General features: G+C 70.8%; 16 protein-coding genes. 2 read left to right on the forward strand and 14 right to left on the reverse strand.

Features of this window, described 5'->3' with window-relative positions:
- Positions 1-100: 100 nt before the first annotated feature.
- The 6 genes from N1F89_RS18475 to fabA all read right to left on the reverse strand — a co-directional run bounded on the left by N1F89_RS18475 (position 101) and on the right by fabA (position 5,905).
- A protein-coding gene (locus N1F89_RS18475; RefSeq protein ID WP_290085890.1) for an IS630 family transposase occupies positions 101-1,049 on the reverse strand; the annotation gives its coding sequence in 2 pieces (ribosomal slippage) (positions 101-718 and positions 720-1,049; 948 coding nt in all).
- Positions 1,050-1,141: 92 nt separating this feature from the next.
- The gene (locus tag N1F89_RS18480; protein WP_290085891.1) at positions 1,142-2,377 is read right to left on the reverse strand and encodes a lytic murein transglycosylase; all 1,236 of its coding nucleotides are present in this window, start codon (positions 2,375-2,377) and stop codon (positions 1,142-1,144) included.
- A 35-nt stretch (positions 2,378-2,412) separates the two neighbouring features.
- Positions 2,413-3,018 (reverse strand): recombination mediator RecR, encoded by a 606-nt coding sequence (gene recR, locus N1F89_RS18485; protein WP_290085892.1) that lies wholly within the window; start codon positions 3,016-3,018, stop codon positions 2,413-2,415.
- Positions 3,019-3,080: 62 nt separating this feature from the next.
- Entirely contained in the window at positions 3,081-3,884 is an 804-nt protein-coding gene (gene fabI / locus N1F89_RS18490; protein WP_290085893.1) for an enoyl-ACP reductase FabI, read from the reverse strand.
- Between the two features lie 110 nt (positions 3,885-3,994).
- Positions 3,995-5,215, reverse strand: coding sequence for a beta-ketoacyl-ACP synthase I (fabB, locus tag N1F89_RS18495; protein ID WP_290085894.1), 1,221 nt, complete (start codon positions 5,213-5,215; stop codon positions 3,995-3,997).
- Between the two features lie 165 nt (positions 5,216-5,380).
- Complete coding sequence (gene fabA / locus N1F89_RS18500) at positions 5,381-5,905, reverse strand: 3-hydroxyacyl-[acyl-carrier-protein] dehydratase FabA (protein WP_290085895.1); 525 nt, start codon at positions 5,903-5,905, stop codon at positions 5,381-5,383.
- A 284-nt stretch (positions 5,906-6,189) separates the two neighbouring features.
- Between fabA and irrA the strand changes: the two genes are divergently transcribed.
- Entirely contained in the window at positions 6,190-6,600 is a 411-nt protein-coding gene (irrA, locus tag N1F89_RS18505) for an iron response transcriptional regulator IrrA (protein ID WP_290085896.1), read from the forward strand.
- Between the two features lie 27 nt (positions 6,601-6,627).
- Here irrA and N1F89_RS18510 read toward each other — a convergent pair whose 3' ends face one another.
- Positions 6,628-7,182, reverse strand: coding sequence for an SH3 domain-containing protein (locus N1F89_RS18510; protein ID WP_290085897.1), 555 nt, complete (start codon positions 7,180-7,182; stop codon positions 6,628-6,630).
- Positions 7,183-7,354: 172 nt separating this feature from the next.
- Between N1F89_RS18510 and N1F89_RS18515 the strand changes: the two genes are divergently transcribed.
- Positions 7,355-8,356, forward strand: a complete 1,002-nt coding sequence (locus N1F89_RS18515; protein WP_290085898.1) for a D-glycerate dehydrogenase — start codon at positions 7,355-7,357, stop codon at positions 8,354-8,356.
- Positions 8,357-8,547: 191 nt separating this feature from the next.
- On the opposite strand, the gene N1F89_RS18520 is transcribed toward N1F89_RS18515, so the two are convergent.
- The 7 genes from N1F89_RS18520 to rpsT form a co-directional block, all read right to left on the reverse strand.
- Entirely contained in the window at positions 8,548-8,970 is a 423-nt protein-coding gene (locus tag N1F89_RS18520) for a DUF126 domain-containing protein (RefSeq protein ID WP_290085899.1), read from the reverse strand.
- Positions 8,967-10,226, reverse strand: a complete 1,260-nt coding sequence (locus N1F89_RS18525) for an aconitase X catalytic domain-containing protein (RefSeq protein WP_290085900.1) — start codon at positions 10,224-10,226, stop codon at positions 8,967-8,969. The genes N1F89_RS18520 and N1F89_RS18525 overlap by 4 nt, the downstream gene beginning before the upstream one ends.
- Positions 10,223-11,002, reverse strand: a complete 780-nt coding sequence (locus N1F89_RS18530; protein ID WP_290085901.1) for a molybdopterin-synthase adenylyltransferase MoeB — start codon at positions 11,000-11,002, stop codon at positions 10,223-10,225. The genes N1F89_RS18525 and N1F89_RS18530 overlap by 4 nt, the downstream gene beginning before the upstream one ends.
- A gap of 91 nt (positions 11,003-11,093) precedes the next feature.
- Positions 11,094-12,215, reverse strand: a complete 1,122-nt coding sequence (gene recF / locus N1F89_RS18535) for a DNA replication/repair protein RecF (RefSeq protein ID WP_290085902.1) — start codon at positions 12,213-12,215, stop codon at positions 11,094-11,096.
- A gap of 49 nt (positions 12,216-12,264) precedes the next feature.
- The gene (dnaN, locus tag N1F89_RS18540; RefSeq protein WP_290085903.1) at positions 12,265-13,383 is read right to left on the reverse strand and encodes a DNA polymerase III subunit beta; all 1,119 of its coding nucleotides are present in this window, start codon (positions 13,381-13,383) and stop codon (positions 12,265-12,267) included.
- Positions 13,384-13,594: 211 nt separating this feature from the next.
- Positions 13,595-15,055, reverse strand: a complete 1,461-nt coding sequence (gene dnaA, locus N1F89_RS18545; protein ID WP_290085904.1) for a chromosomal replication initiator protein DnaA — start codon at positions 15,053-15,055, stop codon at positions 13,595-13,597.
- Positions 15,056-15,980: 925 nt separating this feature from the next.
- Positions 15,981-16,247 carry a 30S ribosomal protein S20 gene (gene rpsT, locus N1F89_RS18550; RefSeq protein WP_290085905.1) on the reverse strand — a complete coding sequence of 89 codons (267 nt, stop codon included), beginning with the start codon at positions 16,245-16,247 and terminating at the stop codon, positions 15,981-15,983.
- Positions 16,248-16,480 lie beyond the last annotated feature (233 nt).

Here is a 16,480-nt window from a genome sequence, read left to right on the forward strand (position 1 = left end):
CAGGCGAAGTGGAAACCGGTTCGCCGTTCGGAAACGCGTGAAAACAATGAGTTAGAGCCGATCTGCGATTCCGTGAAACGCAGAACGGCTCTAGAGCCTTTCACGGTTTGACGGAAGCGTACCCGGCGTTTGCGAAGTAGTTTTCGCATTCGCCGTTTCCGATGGTTGAGACGAGGTGGCCGATATGTCGCCAGGTCTCCTCGATTGTTCGCTTCTGGGCCTGCCGCATCCAGTGTTTGATCTTTGCGAAGGCCTGTTCGATGGGGTTGAGGTCGGGCGAGTAGGGCGGCAGGAACCAGAGCCTGGCCCCGGCTGCCTGGATCATCTGGCGTACGGCGGCCGACTTGTGGCTGCCGAGATTGTCCATGACAACGATGTCGCCGGGCTCGAGCACGGGCACGAGCTGTTGCTCGACATAGGCGCGGAAGTACTGGCCGTTGATCGGTCCGTCGAACACGCAAGGTGCGGCGAGCCGGTCGAGCCGCAGCGCGCCGAGGAAGGTCAACGTACGCCAGTGGCCGTGCGGGGCGAAGCCACGCAGGCGTTTGCCTTTTGGCCCCCACCCCCTGAGCGGCGCCATGTTGGTCTTGATCCACGTCTCGTCGATGAAGACCAGCTTGCGCGGATCGAGATTGGGTTGAAAGGACCGCCAGCGCTGCCGGCGCCGCGCGATATCGGCGCGCGCCTGCTCAAGGGCGAACAGTGTTTTTTTTTTACCGAAGTCCCTCGCGGCGCAGAAACAGCCATACTGCGTTGTGCGACACCTTCACCCCGCGCGCCGCCAGTTCCTCTTTCAACCCATGCAGGGTCAGATGCGGCGTCTGGTTGATCCGTTCGATGATGAAGTCGCGATGAGGGTCGAGCACGCGCTTGCGATGCCCGCCCATCTTGCCGGGCGCGACCGAACCGGTCTCCCGATAGCGCTGCGACCACTTCACCGCCGATGAAACCGCAATGCCAAAACGCGCCGCCACTGACCGGCAGCTCTCGCCGGCCTCGATCGCACCGACCACACGCTCACGAAGATCATTGGATAGAGGTGCTGTCATCAGATGCTGGCCTCCTCTCCAGCCAGCATCTTGAATCACAAAACAACACCAACGGGAATCCCTAAAGCGATTCAGCTATTCAGTGAACCGCTCTAGCGCAGGGCCTCGGCCAGCCGTCGGTCGGGGAAGCAGGTCGGGGCCAGGCCGTTGCGCGCCTGCCAGTCGCCGATCGAGCGGCGCGTCTTGAAGCCGGGCAGGCCGTCGACGCCGCCGACGTCGTAGCCCATCGCCACCAGCCGCGTCTGCATGGCCGCGATGTCGCCGCGCGTCATGGCGGCAAGCCGGTCCCAGCCGGCGGCGAAGCGGATGTCGCCATAGGCGATGCGGTCGGCGGCGTGGCCGACGAACAGCGCGTAGAGGTCGCTCTCGTTGTAGTCCTTGAGCACGTAGAAGTTCGGCGTCACCAGGAAGGCGGGACCGTGCCGGCCGGCCGGCATCATCAGATAGCCCTCGCCGGCGCGTTCGTGCGCGGGAAACGCCTTGCCGCCGACGCGGCGGATGCCCATCTCGGCCCATGCGGCGATCGGCCGACCCCGGTCCGGTCCCTCGAGCGCACAGGAAACCGTCTCCGGCACCACCACCTCGAACCCCCAGTCGCGGCCGGCGACCCAGCCATGCGCGGCGAGGTAGTTGGCGATCGAGGCGAGCGTGTCGACGCTCGAGCCCCAGATGTCGCGGCGCCCGTCGCCGTCGCCGTCGACGGCGTATTTCAGGAAGGAGGAGGGCAGGAACTGCGGCTGGCCGAGCGCGCCGGCCCAGGACGACTTCATCGCGCCGGGCCGCACGGCGCCGCGCTCGACCATCTCGAGCGCCGCCAGCACCTCCTCGCGGAACATCGCCTTGCGCGTCGCCAGGAACGCCTTGGTGCCGAGCACCTCGAAGGCGTCGTGCGGGATGCGCGCGGTGCCGAAGGCGGATTCGCGGCCCCAGATGGCGACGAGGATGGCACCCGGCACGCCGTAGCGCCGCTCGATCGCCGCCAGCGCGCCGGCATGGCTGCGCGCCCGCGAGCGGCCGCCGGACACCACGCCGTCGATGTGCCGGAAATAGGCCGCCGGGGCGCGGAACTCGGCCTGGTGCTGCACGCCGCCGGGCGCGGCCGACTGGCCGGGCAGCACGAGGTCGGGCAGGTCGAGATTCGGCGCGACGCCGGCAAAGGCGGCGTTGAAGGTGTCGGCCGAGACGCCGCGCGCCCGCGCGTCGGGCCACAGGTCCTCGGCGAGCCAGGTGCGGAAGCGCTCGGCCACGCCCTGCGCGCCGGCCGTCGCGGCGAGCGCCAGCATCGCGGCCGCGGCGAGAAGGACGAGAAGGCTCGGTCTGCCGGTCATGCGTGCCACTCCCTGTGCGCGGGACCCCCTGGCCATCAGAAGGCGGTGCGCGACTTCAGCGCCGCCGCCAGCGTGCCCTCGTCGAGATAGTCGAGCTCGCCGCCCACCGGCACGCCGTGCGCCAGCCGCGTCACGCGCACGTCGAGCCCCTGGAGCTGGTCGGTGATGTAGTGCGCGGTGGTCTGGCCCTCGACCGTGGCGTTGACCGCCAGGATGATCTCCTTGACCTCGCCCTCGGCCGCCCGGGTGACGAGCTGGGCGATCGTCAGGTCCTCCGGCCCGATGCCGTCGAGCGGCGACAGCGTGCCGCCGAGCACGTGGTAGCGCACGTTCATCACGCCGGCGCGCTCCAGCGCCCACAGGTCGGCGACGTCCTCGACCACGATCACCGTGGCCGGGTCGCGCCGCGGGTCGGTGCACAGCGTGCACGGGTCGATGGTGTCGACATTGCCGCACACCGAGCACTCGCGCACCGTGGCCGCCGCCTCGCCGAGCGCCGCGGCCAGCGGCACGAGAAGCTGCTCGCGCTTCTTGATGAGATGCAGCGCGGCGCGCCGCGCCGAGCGCGGCCCGAGCCCCGGCAGCTTGGCCAGGAGCTGGATCATGCGCTCGATTTCCGGTCCGGCGATTCGCTTGGACATGGCAGCAGGTTTAGAGCGAAGCGCGCCGGGCGTGAAGCCGCTGCCGCGCGCCGGCCCGCCGCTCAGCCGTCGCCGAGCCGCTTGAGCTCGTCGAGCGTCGGCATCGAGGTGATGTGGAAGCCGGCGTCGACATAGTGGATCTCGCCGGTCACGCTGGCCGACAGGTCGGACAGCAGGTAGAGCGCCGAGCCGCCGACGTCGTCGATGGTGACGCTGCGCCGCAGCGGCGCGTTGCGGCTCTGGTAGGAGAACATCTGCCGCGCGTCGGCGATGCCGGCGCCCGACAGCGTGCGCACCGGCCCGGCCGACAGGCCGTTGACGCGGATGCCGCGCGGGCCGAAATCGTTGGCCAGGTAGCGCACGCTCGCCTCCAGCCCCGCCTTGGCCACGCCCATCACGTTGTAGTTGGGCATCACCCGCACCGAGCCGGCATAGGTCAGCGTCAGCATCGCGCCGCCCTCGCCCATCAGCGCCGCCGCGCGGCGCGCGGCCTCGGTGAAGGAGAAGCAGGAGACGACCATGGTGCGCACGAAATTGTCGCGCGTGGTGTCGGCGTAGGCGCCCTTCAGCTCGTTGCGGTTGGAAAAGCCGATCGCGTGGACCAGGAAGTCGAGGCCGCCCCAGTTCTCGCGCAGCCGGTCGAACACCGCGTCGACCGACGCGCCGTCCTCGACGTCGCAGGGCATCAGCTCGGCGTCGATCTGCTCGGCCAGCGGCCGCACCCGGCGCTCGAAGGAATCGCCCTGATAGGTGAGCGCCAGCCGCGCGCCCTCGCCGGCCAGCCGCTTGGCGATGCCCCAGGCGATCGAGTGGTCGTTGGCCACGCCCATCACCAGGCCGCGCTTGCCCTTCATCAGTCCGTCCATCGGCGGAGTCCTCGCATCCCGCTGTTGTCGTAAGGGGTGGCGTTGCGCCGACGGCACGGCGGCGGCACGCATGCCGCCGCTCCGGCTGCCGCGTCCGGCCCGCTCACGGGCTAGGCGGCGTAGCGCTGGAAGACCAGCGTCGCGTTGGTGCCGCCGAAGCCGAAGGAGTTGGACAGCACGGTGTCGATCCTGGCGTCGTCGATGCGCTGGCGCACGATCGGCACGCCCTCGAACTCCGGATCGAGCGTCTCGATATGCGCGCTCTCGGTGATGAAACCGCCCTGCATCATCAGGATCGAGTAGATCGATTCCTGCACGCCGGCAGCGCCCAGCGAGTGGCCGGTCAGCGACTTGGTGGAGCCGATATGCGGGATCTCCTCGCCGAACACCTCGCGGATCGCCTGCACCTCGCGCGAATCGCCGACCGGCGTGGCGGTGCCGTGCGTGTTGATGTAGTCGACCTTGCCCTCGACCGACTGCAGCGCCTGGCGCATGCAGCGCACCGCGCCCTCGCCGGAGGGCTGCACCATGTCGTGGCCGTCCGACGTGGCGCCGTAGCCGACGATCTCGGCATAGATCTTGGCGCCGCGCGCCTTGGCGTGCTCCAGCTCCTCGAGCACCAGGACGCCGGCGCCGCCGGCGATGACGAAGCCGTCGCGGTCGACGTCATAGGCGCGCGAGGCGACCGCGGCGCGGTCGTTGAACTTGCTCGACATGGCGCCCATCGCGTCGAACAGGTTCGACATCGTCCAGTCGAGGTCCTCGTGGCCGCCGGCGAACACCATGTCCTGCTTGCCCCACTGGATCAGCTCGTAGGCGTTGCCGATGCAGTGCGCGGACGTCGAGCAGGCCGACGAGATCGAGTAGTTGACGCCGTGGATCTTGAACCAGGTGGCGAGCGTCGCCGAGGCGGTCGACGACATCGCCTTGGGCACGGCGAAGGGGCCGATGCGCTTCGGGCTGCCCTTCTCGCGGGTGGTGTCGGCGGCCTCCACGATGGTGCGCGTCGACGGCCCGCCCGAGCCCATCACGATGCCGGTGCGCTCGTTGGTGATGTCGCCCTGCTCGAGCCCGGCATCGGCGATCGCCTGCTCCATGGCCACGTGGTTCCACGCGCCGCCCTTCGACAGGAAGCGCATGGCGCGGCGGTCGACCATCTCCGCCGGATCGAGATCCGGCGCGCCCCACACCTGGCAGCGGAAGCCGTGCTCCGCGAACTGGTCCGAAAAGCTGATGCCCGAGCGGGCGTCGTGCAGCGACGACTGCACCTCTTGCGCATTGTTGCCGATCGACGACACGACGCCGAGTCCGGTCACCACGACCCGTCTCATGTTCTGCTCCCTTGGCTGCGGCCGGCCGGCCGCTGTCATGCGTTGCGGGCGATGCCCTGCGACCTAGGGCACGGTGCGGCCATGTGGAACCCGGCCCCGTCTGCCGGCGGCCCGACAGGCCGTCCGGTCATCCGAAAGCCGCTGCGCCCCGTTCGGCACCATGGTCTAGGCCTGCTCCTGCTTGAACAGGCCGACGCGCAGATCGCTCGCCTTGTAGATCGTCTCGCCGTCGGCCTTGAGCCAGCCGTCGCCGGTGCCCAGCACGAGCCGGCCGCGCATCACGCGCTTGAAGTCGACGCCGTACTCGACCAGCCGGTTCTTCGGCGTCACCATGCCGCTGAACTTCACCTCGCCGGTCGAGATCGCCCGGCCCTTGCCGGGCTCGCCGAGCCAGCCGAGGAAGAAGCCGGTCATCTGCCACAGCGCGTCGAGGCCGAGGCAGCCCGGCATCACCGGATCGCCGATGAAGTGGCAGTCGAAGAACCACAGGTCCGGCTTGACGTCGAGCTCGGCGCGGATGAAGCCCTTGCCGAACTCGCCGCCTTCGTCGCTGACGGCGGTGATGCGGTCGAACATCAGCATGGGCGGCGCGGGAAGCTGCGCGTTGCCCGGCCCGAAAAGCTCGCCGCGGCCACAGGCCAGAAGGTCTTCGTAGTCGAAACTGGAGCGCGCTCGCGCGGTGGAGTCCATCCGTTCGTCCCCGTTGCGGCGCACCGGTCGCGCCGTCCTGATTGCGCAACCTCCTATCACAGCTTGTTTCCCCGTGGGAACAGCCCAGCGTGCGATATCGCACCGCCGCGTGCGCCGCCGTTCCGCCACTATTGATTGCGACGGGGGGAGGCAATATATCTTGAAGGCCCGCAACCGCGCTCCGCGGCGTGCGGGTGCGGCGACACGGTGCGACGGCCACCGTGCGACACGGTCACGGCGGCAGCAGACGGGCAGGGTCCTTGACGGCAGCGGCGACTTCCACGGTGAGCGGCAGCATCGAGCAGCGCGTGCGCGCGTCCGGCCTGCGTCCGACGCGGCAGCGCGTGGCGCTCGCCTCGCTGCTGTTCGGCCATGGCGACCGCCACATCTCGGCCGAGGAGCTGCACGAGGAGGCGGCCGCCGCCGGCGTGCGCGTGTCGCTCGCCACCGTCTACAACGCGCTGCACCAGTTCACCGAGGTCGGCATGCTGCGCATCCTGCCGATCGAGGGCGCCAAGACCTATTTCGACACCAACACGTCGGACCACCACCACTTCTTCCTGGAAGACGAGAACCGGCTCGTCGACATCCCGGAAGGGCCGGTGACGGTGGCCAACCTGCCCGAGCCGCCCGAAGGCATGGAGGTCGCCCATGTCGACATCGTGGTCAGGCTGCGCCCCAGGCGCCCGCGCTGACGGTTCCCGGCCGGCGGCCGGCCGTCCCTATTCCTCGATCGTCTCGCCCGGATAGGCGCCCCAGACCTGCGCCTGGTCGATCCAGCCGTCGGTGCCGGCGAAGGTCATCTTGCACCAGTCGCCGTTGCACAGCCGGATCGTGCCGATGGCGCCCGGCTCGACCTGGGCGACCGGCGGCGCGCCGCGCTCGGGCTCGGAAAGCAGCGGGATCGCCGCCTGCTTGCCCTTGAACCAGGGCGCCGCGACGGCGGTGCGCCGGCCCGACAGCAGCGCCTGGTTGATCCAGCCCTCCGCCCCCTCGGCATCGCGCACCCGGCGCCAGTTGTCGTATTCCTGGACGATCTCCATCGGCAGCCCGGCCTTGAGATAGAGCCAGTCGACGGCGTAGCTGAGACCCGGTCCGACGCGCATGTTGACGCGGCTCGACTTCAGGCTGACGAAGCGCGGCAGCGGCAGGCCGCTCGGCCCGCGCGCGCTCTGGCCGGCCTCGGCCGCGGCCAGCGTCGGCGCGGGCATGGCGGCCAGCGGCACGGCGGCGAGGCCGGCCAGCGCAAGGCGGCGGACAAGGGCGACAAGCGACATTCCAGCCCTCCTCGAACGATGTGAACAAGCCCCGCATGCGGCCGCGGCGGGGCCTTTTCCTTTGTCATCGACAGCCCCCATTGATACACAGGCCGGGGGTCGATATCGGTTTTCCAGTGTCGCCTGTCTTGGTTAAAGAGGTCTCAACAAGGGACCCGAGTCTGAGGAAGCCATGCCCGGCAGGAAGAAGCCGCTCGTCGTCATCACACGCAAGCTGCCCGACCAGGTCGAGACGCGCATGCGCGAGCTGTTCGACACGCGGCTCAACATCGACGACAAGCCGATGACGCAGCCCGAGCTCGTCGCCGCGGTGCGCGAGGCCGAGGTCCTGGTGCCCACCATCACCGACCGCATCGACGCCGCGCTGATCGCCCAGGCCGGCGACCAGCTCAAGCTGATCGCCAATTTCGGCAACGGCGTCGAGCACATCGACGTGGCCGCGGCGGCCCGGCGCGGCATCACCGTGACCAACACGCCGAACGTCCTCAACGAGGACACCGCCGACATGACGATGGCGCTGATGCTGGCGGTGCCGCGGCGCCTGACAGAAGGCGCCAACGTGCTGACGTCGGAGACCAAGTGGGCCGGCTGGTCGCCGACCTGGATGCTCGGCCGGCGCATCTGGGGCAAGCGGCTCGGCATCGTCGGCATGGGCCGCATCGGCACCGCCGTGGCGCGCCGCGCCAAGGCCTTCGGCCTGTCGATCCACTACCACAACCGGCACCGCGTGCCCGCCGCCATCGAGGACGAGCTGGAGGCGACCTACTGGGACGGCCTCGACCAGATGCTGGCGCGCATGGACATCATCTCGGTCAACTGCCCGTCGACGCCGGCCACCTTCCATCTCCTGTCGGCGCGCCGGCTGGCGCTGATGCAGCCGAGCGCCTATCTGGTCAACACCGCGCGCGGCGACATCGTCGACGAGGACGCGCTGATCGCGATGATCGAGGGCGGCAAGCTGGCCGGCGCCGGGCTCGACGTGTTCGAGCACGAGCCGGCGGTCAACCCGCGTCTCGTCAAGCTCGCCGCCGCCGGCAAGGTCGTCATCCTGCCGCATATGGGCTCGGCCACGGTCGAGGGCCGCATCGACATGGGCGAGAAGGTGATGATCAACATCCGCACGCTGTTCGACGGCCACCGCCCGCCCGACCGGGTGCTGCCGGCGCGCAACTGAGGCCGCGGGCCGCCCGCTCAGGCGGCGCGCGGTGCGATGGCGGCCAGCCTTTCGCGCCGGTCGGCGATGCGGCGAGAAGCAGCACGGCGCTATAGCGTTTCCAGGCGAAGTGGAAACCGGTTCGCCGTTCGGAAACGCGGGAAAACAATGCGTTAGAGCCGGTCTGCGATTCCGTGAAACGCAGACCGGCTCTAAGCGTCCGCCTCGAGCGCGCCGTCCGGTGCCACGCGCACGTGCCGGCCGGCGAAGGCGGCCTGCGCGGCGCGCGGCAGGGCGAGCGCCGGCGGCGCCGGCCAGCCCATCTCGCGCGCCACCACGAGGCCGAGCAGCAGGATCGCGTCCGGCCGGTCGAGCACCAGCGCGGCCGGCGCCCGGCCGGCATGGACGAGCTCCAGGAGCACCGCTGCGGCCGACGACGAGCCGACCGTGGCGGGCACGAACAGAACGGTGCCGGCGAGCGCGGCGCCGTGCTCGGGATGGCGCGGGTCGGCGATCCGGCCGCGCGCCGGATCGACGCCGCCCCAGAAGCTGATCGGGGCGCTGAGCACCAGCGCCGGCCCGGCGACGGGGCCGCCGTCGCCGGCCAGCAGCACGCGCGCCGTCGCCCCGCTCATTCCGCCCGCCCCGACAGCACGGGCCGGCCGGCGACCGCGCTTTCCACGCAGGCGGCGAGCGAGCCGTAGAGCACCGCCCAGCCGGTGTTGCCGGGCGCATAGTGGGCGAACTTGCCGGAATTGGTCATCAGCACCGCGCCGGGCCGCTCGGCCAGGATCGGCGTCACCACCACGCAGGTGTCGGCCACGACGACGACGCCGGCCGCCTCCAGCGCCTTGCGGCGGCCGTCGCGCGCGAGCGGGCCGAGCACGTGGCGCCCGGTGCAGGCGTAGAGCGGCACCGCCAGCCGGCGGCCGGCGATCAGCGCCTCCAGCCGGTCGAACTCGGCGAGCGACAGGTGCGGGCTGCCGACCGCCACCGCGTCGATCCGGGCCGGGCGTTCGGCCGTCGACAGCCGTGCCTGCGTGGCCGCCACCATGGCCGGCGTCACGACGATCGTGCGTTCCGGCGGCTCGTGGCCGAGGGCGGTGGCGGCGTCGGGCGCCTCCGGCGTCACGCCGGCGACGTGGAACAGGCCGACCGCGCCGGTCGAGGCGGCGGCCGCGCCGAACGCCTTGAGCGCGTCCTCGCCGGGATCGAAGCCGAGCCCGGTGACCACGCCGACGGCGTCGCCCGCCTCGCGGCCGAACAGGCTGCCGAGCACTGGCCAGGCGATCTCGTCGGCGAGAAAGGCGGGGTCGAGGCCGCCGACGTCGAAGACGAAGCGGGCGCGGCGGTTTTCCGCCCGGTGCAGGCCGTAGTCCGGCGCCCGGCCGACGATGGCGCAGGCGATGTCGAGAAAGTCGCCGTAGCGGTTGGTGCGCGCGCCGAGCACCGAGTTGCAGAACACCACCGCGTTCGATTCGCCCCAGGCGACGTCGCTGCCGGCCGCCGGCCGGTGGCCGGCCTGGTAGGGCGCGCAGGTCCACGTCGCCTCGCAGCCGAGCGCGCGGTAGGCCTCCATCATGCGCCGCGCCATCGTGTGCCGGTGCGGGTCGAGCCGGGTCCGGGCGCAGCCGGTCAGGTCGAGCGCGCCGACGTTGAGCGTCGCGCGCACCGCCACCCGCGCGCCGTCGGCGACGAGCCGCTCGGCGAACAGCGTGCCGGAATCGCCGTGATAGAGCGCGCCGTCGATATGCGCCGAGGCGATCGGGATCAGCCGCCCGGCGCCCATCAGCCGGGCCGTCGTCGCCACGATGCGCATGGCCATCGCCGCGCCCGGGCCGTCGCGGCCGGCGGCGACGGCGCGCGCCTCGGCGTCGAGCGCCAGGCTCATCGGCGCTGCCGCGGCGGGCCGGCGCGGTAGCGCACGGTCTCGAAGCGTGCGCCGAGCGCGTCGTACATCATCAGCCGGCCGACCAGCGGCTCGCCGATGCCGGTGACGAGCTTGATGACCTCCATCGCCTGCAGGCTGCCGAGCACGCCGGTCAGCGCGCCGAGGATGCCGGCCTCCGCGCAGCTCGGCACCAGCCCGTCGGGCGGCGGCTCGGGAAACAGGTCGCGATAGGATGGGTAGGGCGCGCCGTCGGCGTCGCGCTCGAACGGCTTGAGCACGGTCAGCGTGCCGTCGAAACGGCCGACGGCGGCCGTCACCAGCGGCCGCTCCATCGCCTGGCAGGCGTCGGCCACCGCGTAGCGGGTGGCGAAGTTGTCCGACCCGTCGGCCACCACGTCGTAGCCGGCGACCAGCGCCGGCGCACCGGCGGCGTCGAGCCGCTGGCGGTGGCCGACGACGGCGACATGCGGGTTGAGCCGGGCGAGGGCGGCGCGCGCGCTGTCGACCTTGGCCTGGCCGACGGAAGCGGTGTCGTGGATCACCTGGCGTTGCAGGTTGGACAGCGAGACGGTGTCGTCGTCGACGATGCCGAGCGTGCCGACGCCGGCGGCCGCCAGGTAGTGGAGCAGCGGCGCGCCGAGGCCGCCGGCGCCGATCACCAGCACCCGCGCGCGCTTCAGCTTCTGCTGGCCGGCGCCGCCCACCTCGGGCAGCACGATGTGGCGCGCGTAGCGCTCGAGCTCTTCGGGCGACAGCGGATCGGCGGGACGGTTCATGGCCCGAGCATAGAGCATGTTGCCGCCGAGGGGAGCCACCCCACGCGGCCCGGCGCGGCCGGCGCGGCCGGTCGCAGGGGTGGGCTCCGTCTCATCCGCCGGGCGCGACGGCGCCGTCGGCGACGGTGAGGAACTGGGCCCGGCCCTCGAGGCTGGCAAACAGCGCCCGCTCGGTGCCGGTCATGAAGGACTGGCCGTTCATCTCCTCCAGGATGTCGAACAGCGCGGCGCGGCGCTCGGCGTCGAAATGCGCCGACACCTCGTCGAGCAGCAGCACCGGCGCGCTGCCCGACAGCTCGCCGACCAGCCGGGCGTGGGCGAGCACCAGGCCGATCAGCAGCGCCTTCTGCTCGCCGGTCGAGCAGCGCGCGGCCGGCATCGCCTTGGGCGCGTGGAAGACGGCGAGGTCGGTGCGGTGCGGCCCGTCCAGCGTGCGCCCGGCGGCGCGGTCGCGCGGCCGGCCGGCGGCGAGCGCGGCGCGCAGCGTCTCTTCCACGTCGACCGCCGGCCGGGCGCCGATCTCGGCCTCCACCGTGCCGTCGAGCGCCAGCTCGGCGGTCGGGAAGGGCGAGCCGCTGCCCGCGCCGGCGCGCGCGGCGATCAGACGCACCATCTCGGCCCGCGCGGCGGCCATGGCCACGCCGGTCTCGGCCATCTGCGTCTCCAGCGCGTCGAACCAGGCGGCGTCGCGCGAGTCCTCGGCAAGCAGCCGGTTGCGCGCGCGCATCGCCCGCTCGTAGTCGAGCACGCGCCGGCCGTGGCCGGGGTCGATGGTCAGCACCAGCCGGTCGAGGAAGCGGCGCCGGTCGCCGGCCGGGCCGGTGAACAGCGCGTCCATCGCCGGCGTCACCCAGATCAGCCGGATCCAGTCGAGCATCTCCTCCGCCGCGCGCGCCGGCGCGCCGTTGATGCGCACCCGCCGGCCGCTCTCGCCGGGCGCCGCGCCGGCCGTGCCGGTGCCGATCTCGCAGCGGCCGAAGGGGCCCTCGATGCGGGCATGCACGGCAAAGCCTCCGGCGCTGCCGGCGCGCGCCACGTCGTCGTAGACGGCGCGCCGCAGGCCGCGGCCCGGCGCCAGCATCGACAGCGCTTCCAGGAGGTTGGTCTTGCCGGCGCCGTTGGCGCCGGTCAGGACGACGGCGCCGGGTTCCAGGTCGAGCGCCAGGCGCGCATAGTTGCGGAAGTCGGTCAGCGCGAGGCGGGCGACGTGCACCTGCGCCGGACGGTCCGCGCGCTCCGCCGTCGATGTCGCCTGCGGCACGCTAGACGCGCATCGGCATCAGGACATAGAGGGTGCGCTCGTCGGCGGCGTCCTGGATCAGCGTCGGCGAGCCGGCGTCGGCCAGTATGAAGCGCGCCTCGCTGCCCGAGATCTGGCCGGCCACGTCGAGCAGGTAGCGGGCGTTGAAGCCGATCTCCATCGCCTCGGAATCGTATTCGGCCGGCAGCTCCTCGGTGGCGCTGCCGGAATCCGGGTTGTTGACGGTCAGCGTCACCTGGCCGTCGCCGATCGTCAGCTTGACGGCGCGGCCGCGCTCCGACGAGATGGTCGAGACGCGGTCGACGGCCGCCGCGAAGCTCTGCCGGTCGAGCACCAGCTTGCGGTCGTTGCCGGTCGGAATGACGCGCTGGTAGTCGGGGAAGGTGCCGTCGATCAGCTTCGAGGTCAGCACCACGCTGCCGATGGTGAAGCGGATCTTGGTCTCCGACAGTTCGACGGTCACCGCCACGTCGGGATCGTCGACCAGCTTCTGCAGCTCGCTCACCGTCTTGCGCGGGATGATGATGCCGGGCATGCCCTCCGCGCCGGCCGGCGCCTCGATCTCGGCGCGCGCCAGGCGGTGGCCGTCGGTCGCCACCGCGCGCAGCTTCAGCGTCCCGTCGGCCTCGTGCGTGTGCAGGTAGATGCCGTTCAGGTAGTAGCGCGTCTCCTCGGTGGAGATGGCGAACTGGGTGTGCTCGATCAGCTCCTCCATCGCCGTGGAGTCCATGCGGAAGCTGTGCGTGAAGCTGCCGGCCGAAAGCTCCGGGAAGTCGGCCTGCGGCAGGCACTGCAGGCGGAAGTTGGAGCGGCCCGCCGTCACCGCCATGGTGGTGCCGCTCTCGTCGGTCGCCAGCATCACCTCGGCGCCCTCCGACAGCTTGCGCACGATGTCGTAGAGCAGGTGCGCCGGAACGGTGGTGGCGCCGGCCTGCTCGACATTGGCGGCCACCGCCTCCGTCACCTCGAGGTCGAGGTCGGTCGCCTTCAGCTCCAGGCTGCCGCCGTCGGCCGACAGCAGCACGTTGGACAGGATCGGAATGGTGTTGCGCCGCTCGACGACCCGGTGGACGTGCGCAAGCGATTTCAGGAGGTTGGAGCGTTCGAGGATTACACGCATGACCGGGTCGATCTCATCGGCTGAAGAGCGCGCCCGGGCAGCGCCGCTGCCCGGCAAAAGCGCGCCATGGCGGGTGTCGCAATCGCCGCAGACTGACAGGAAATCGGCCGCGAAGGCAAGTCTGCGCGGCGTCCTGCCGCGCCCCGGCGCGGCCATCGCTGGGGATAACCGCGCCGGTCGAAGCGGCGGCGGCGGCCGCCGCCGGCCGGGCCTACGCCTGCTCGTTGATCAGCCGCTTGAGCAGCTCGATCTCCTGGGCAAGCTTGCCGTCGTCGCCCGACAGGCCCTCGATCTTGCGCACGGCGTGCAGCACGGTGGTGTGGTCGCGTCCGCCGAAGCGGCGGCCGATCTCCGGCAGCGAGCGCGGCGTCAGCACCTTCGACAGATACATGGCGATCTGCCGCGGCTTGACGATGGTGCGCGTGCGCCGGTTCGACAGGAGCTCCGTCTTCGACACGTTGAAGTGGCGCGCCACGATGCGCTGGATGTCCTCGATGCGCACGCGCTTGGGCTCGCCCGAGCGGTAGATGTGGCCGAGGATCTCCTCGACCCGCTCGAGCGTGATCTGCTCGAAGGAGTGGCGGAACAGGAGCTGGTTGAAGGCGCCCTCCAGCTCGCGGCCGCTGCCGATCACCGTGCGCGCGACATGGCCGAGGATCTCCTCGGGAATGTCGAGCGAGGCGTCCTCGGCCTGCGCGGCGGCCAGCCGCTGCCGGAGGATGCCGAGCCGCATGTCGTAGTCGGGCGTCGCCATTTCCAGCGAGACGCCGCCGTTGAGGCGCGACTTGACCCGCGGCTCGAGCGATTCCAGCTCCGACGGCGGCCGGTCGGCGGCCACCACCACCTGGCGGGCGCTGTCGAGCAGCATGTTGAGCAGGTGGCAGAACTCGTTCTGGATCGACTTGCCCTGCAGGAACTGCATGTCGTCGATGATCAGAAGGTCGATGTCGCGGAGCTGCTCCTTGAGGGTCAGCGCGTTGTTGTCGCGGATCGCGGTGGCGAAGCGCCACATGAAGTACTCCGCCGTCAGGTAGAGCACGCGCGACTGCGGGTTGCGCTGCAGCGCGGCCGCCGCGATGGCCTGCAGCAGGTGGGTCTTTCCGAGGCCGACCGAGGCGTGCAGGAACAGGGGATTGAAGCGCACGGCGCTGGAGCCCGATTCCGCCACGCTGCGCGCGGCGGCATAGGCGACGCGGTTCGACGCGCCCTCGATGAAGGAATCGAAGGTGTAGCGGCTGTCGAGCGGCGAGCCGAGCACGGAGGAGCGCATCTCCGCCCGCTCGGGCTGCGCGGCGCAGGGCGGCGCGGTGCGCTCGGCCAGGCCGCCCAGCATGGTGCCGGTGCGCAGCGGCGTCGGTGCGGTGACGCGGCGCGCCGGCGCCGGCTCCTCGCCCGCCGGGCGGCTGCCGCGGGTGGCGGTGCGCACGACCACGTCGACCCGCATCAGGTCGGGATCCTCCTGTTTCCAAAGCTCGGTGATGAGGTCGAGATAGTGACCGCTGATCCACGAGCGCAGGAATGCGGTGGGAACGGAAAGGCGGACGCTGCCCTTGGAGGCCTCTGCCAGCTTCATGCGGCCGAACCAGCTCGAGTAGACCTCGCTGCCCAGTCGCGCCTTGAGCTGCGTGCGCACGCGGTCGAACGCCTCGGCCGATCTGCCCGCTTCCGTCATCCCCCGCCCCTCGGTCTTTGTCGTGTTGTGGAAAGGAAGGTCCCCCGTGACCGTCCTTTCAGCGCCGCTTTGCATTGCCTGTCCTGCCTCGTCCTGCATTCTTTTGTCTCGCCGGCTCTGCGGCCGGCGGCGGTCCGCCTCGTCATGTCCGGTCCGTGCCTCGATCCGCCCCCCTTTTTGCTCGTCCAGTCTCCGTGCTGCGGCTGCCAAACGCCGTCCCGCCGGCCGGCGTTGCGTGCCACAGCGATGTCGTCCGTCGGCGTCTGCGGCTGAAATCGGCGCAACGCGGCACCCGGCCAGGAGCTTGTCGCGGCCGTTACGCGTTGCGGAAAATCCCACTCAGATCGCCCCCGAGAAGACAAGGCCCGACCATTCGCGAACCACGGTTCGCGTTGAAATCGCTGCCGATTTTGGCTGGCGCTTCAGGCCGTTGGGCCCGCCCTCTCGATGGCCAGACATTACCGAAATCGGGGCCGCGAGGGCAAGGCCGCGCCTAACGCTTTTTTTACGAATCGGGCCGCCGAAACCCTCGCCGCCGCAACGCCATGTCGCACCCCGCGCGATAAGCCGTTTTGATTCAAACTCTTTTCCGCGGTGTGCCGCGCCGGCCTCTGCGCGGAAAAAAATGCAAAAAAAACCGCTTGACTCGCAGCCCTCCGGAGAGGGCCGTCCGTGACGGGAACAAGATGTGGATAAAGATTCGCAACGAATTGAAATCGCCAGCGAATTCGCGGTGGCGGGACTGCGGCGACGAGGCCGCGTGTGACGCTGCGAAAGGGAATCTCGCCCGATTGTGCCGGCAAATCAACCGGCTAGGTGCGGAGGGCCGTCGCGGCCCTGGCGGGCGGCTTGCCGCACAAGCTGCGGACACGAAAAAAGCCCGGTGCCGGGCACCGGGCCATTCGCTGTCGCTCGGACGGCGCGCTCAGGCGTTGAGCGTCTTCAGCCGGCGCGCCAGGCGCGACACTTTGCGCGACGCGGTGTTGCGGTGCAGCACGCCCTTCGAGGCGGCGCGCATCAGCTCGGGCTGGGCCGCCTTGAGGGCGGCCTCGGCGGCCGCGCGGTCGCCGGCGTTGAGCGCCTCCTCGACCTTGCGCACATAGCTGCGCACGCGCGAGCGGCGGTTCTTGTTGATGGCGGTGCGCCGGGCGATCCTGCGCACGGCTTTCTTGGCCGAAGGCGTGTTGGCCATGGGTCCTCTCTCGTGTCCGTCGAATGCGGCCCGGACCGCGGCGGCGCGGGCAAAAACAAAACGGGCGGCCGTTCGGGCCACCGCTGTCGCGCGGCTTATAGTCAAGCTTGCCGCCGGCGTCAACGGCCGCCGGCAGGCCGCACGGCAGTGAACTCGGGTTAACGGTGTTTCGAACTTGCTTGGATTCTGATTCGGTTGGTGGCGGTGATTCGGAGACCGCTGCCATGCTTGAG

The sequence above is a fragment of the Aquibium sp. A9E412 genome (assembly GCF_030398335.1).
Taxonomy (GTDB): Bacteria; Pseudomonadota; Alphaproteobacteria; order Rhizobiales; family Rhizobiaceae; genus A9E412.

Excerpts from the sequence above, each read along its gene's own strand:
- fabI (WP_290085893.1), bottom strand. The coding sequence starts at position 3,884 with ATGGACGGACTGATGAAGGGCAAGCGCGGCCTGGTGATGGGCGTGGCC.
- dnaA (WP_290085904.1), bottom strand. The coding sequence starts at position 15,055 with ATGACGGAAGCGGGCAGATCGGCCGAGGCGTTCGACCGCGTGCGCACG.
- dnaN (WP_290085903.1), bottom strand. The coding sequence starts at position 13,383 with ATGCGTGTAATCCTCGAACGCTCCAACCTCCTGAAATCGCTTGCGCAC.
- N1F89_RS18530 (WP_290085901.1), bottom strand. The coding sequence starts at position 11,002 with ATGAACCGTCCCGCCGATCCGCTGTCGCCCGAAGAGCTCGAGCGCTAC.
- N1F89_RS18480 (WP_290085891.1), bottom strand. The coding sequence starts at position 2,377 with ATGACCGGCAGACCGAGCCTTCTCGTCCTTCTCGCCGCGGCCGCGATG.
- N1F89_RS18515 (WP_290085898.1), top strand. The coding sequence starts at position 7,355 with ATGCCCGGCAGGAAGAAGCCGCTCGTCGTCATCACACGCAAGCTGCCC.
- N1F89_RS18520 (WP_290085899.1), bottom strand. The coding sequence starts at position 8,970 with ATGAGCGGGGCGACGGCGCGCGTGCTGCTGGCCGGCGACGGCGGCCCC.
- rpsT (WP_290085905.1), bottom strand. The coding sequence starts at position 16,247 with ATGGCCAACACGCCTTCGGCCAAGAAAGCCGTGCGCAGGATCGCCCGG.
- N1F89_RS18510 (WP_290085897.1), bottom strand. The coding sequence starts at position 7,182 with ATGTCGCTTGTCGCCCTTGTCCGCCGCCTTGCGCTGGCCGGCCTCGCC.
- fabB (WP_290085894.1), bottom strand. The coding sequence starts at position 5,215 with ATGAGACGGGTCGTGGTGACCGGACTCGGCGTCGTGTCGTCGATCGGC.
- recR (WP_290085892.1), bottom strand. The coding sequence starts at position 3,018 with ATGTCCAAGCGAATCGCCGGACCGGAAATCGAGCGCATGATCCAGCTC.
- fabA (WP_290085895.1), bottom strand. The coding sequence starts at position 5,905 with ATGGACTCCACCGCGCGAGCGCGCTCCAGTTTCGACTACGAAGACCTT.
- N1F89_RS18525 (WP_290085900.1), bottom strand. The coding sequence starts at position 10,226 with ATGAGCCTGGCGCTCGACGCCGAGGCGCGCGCCGTCGCCGCCGGCCGC.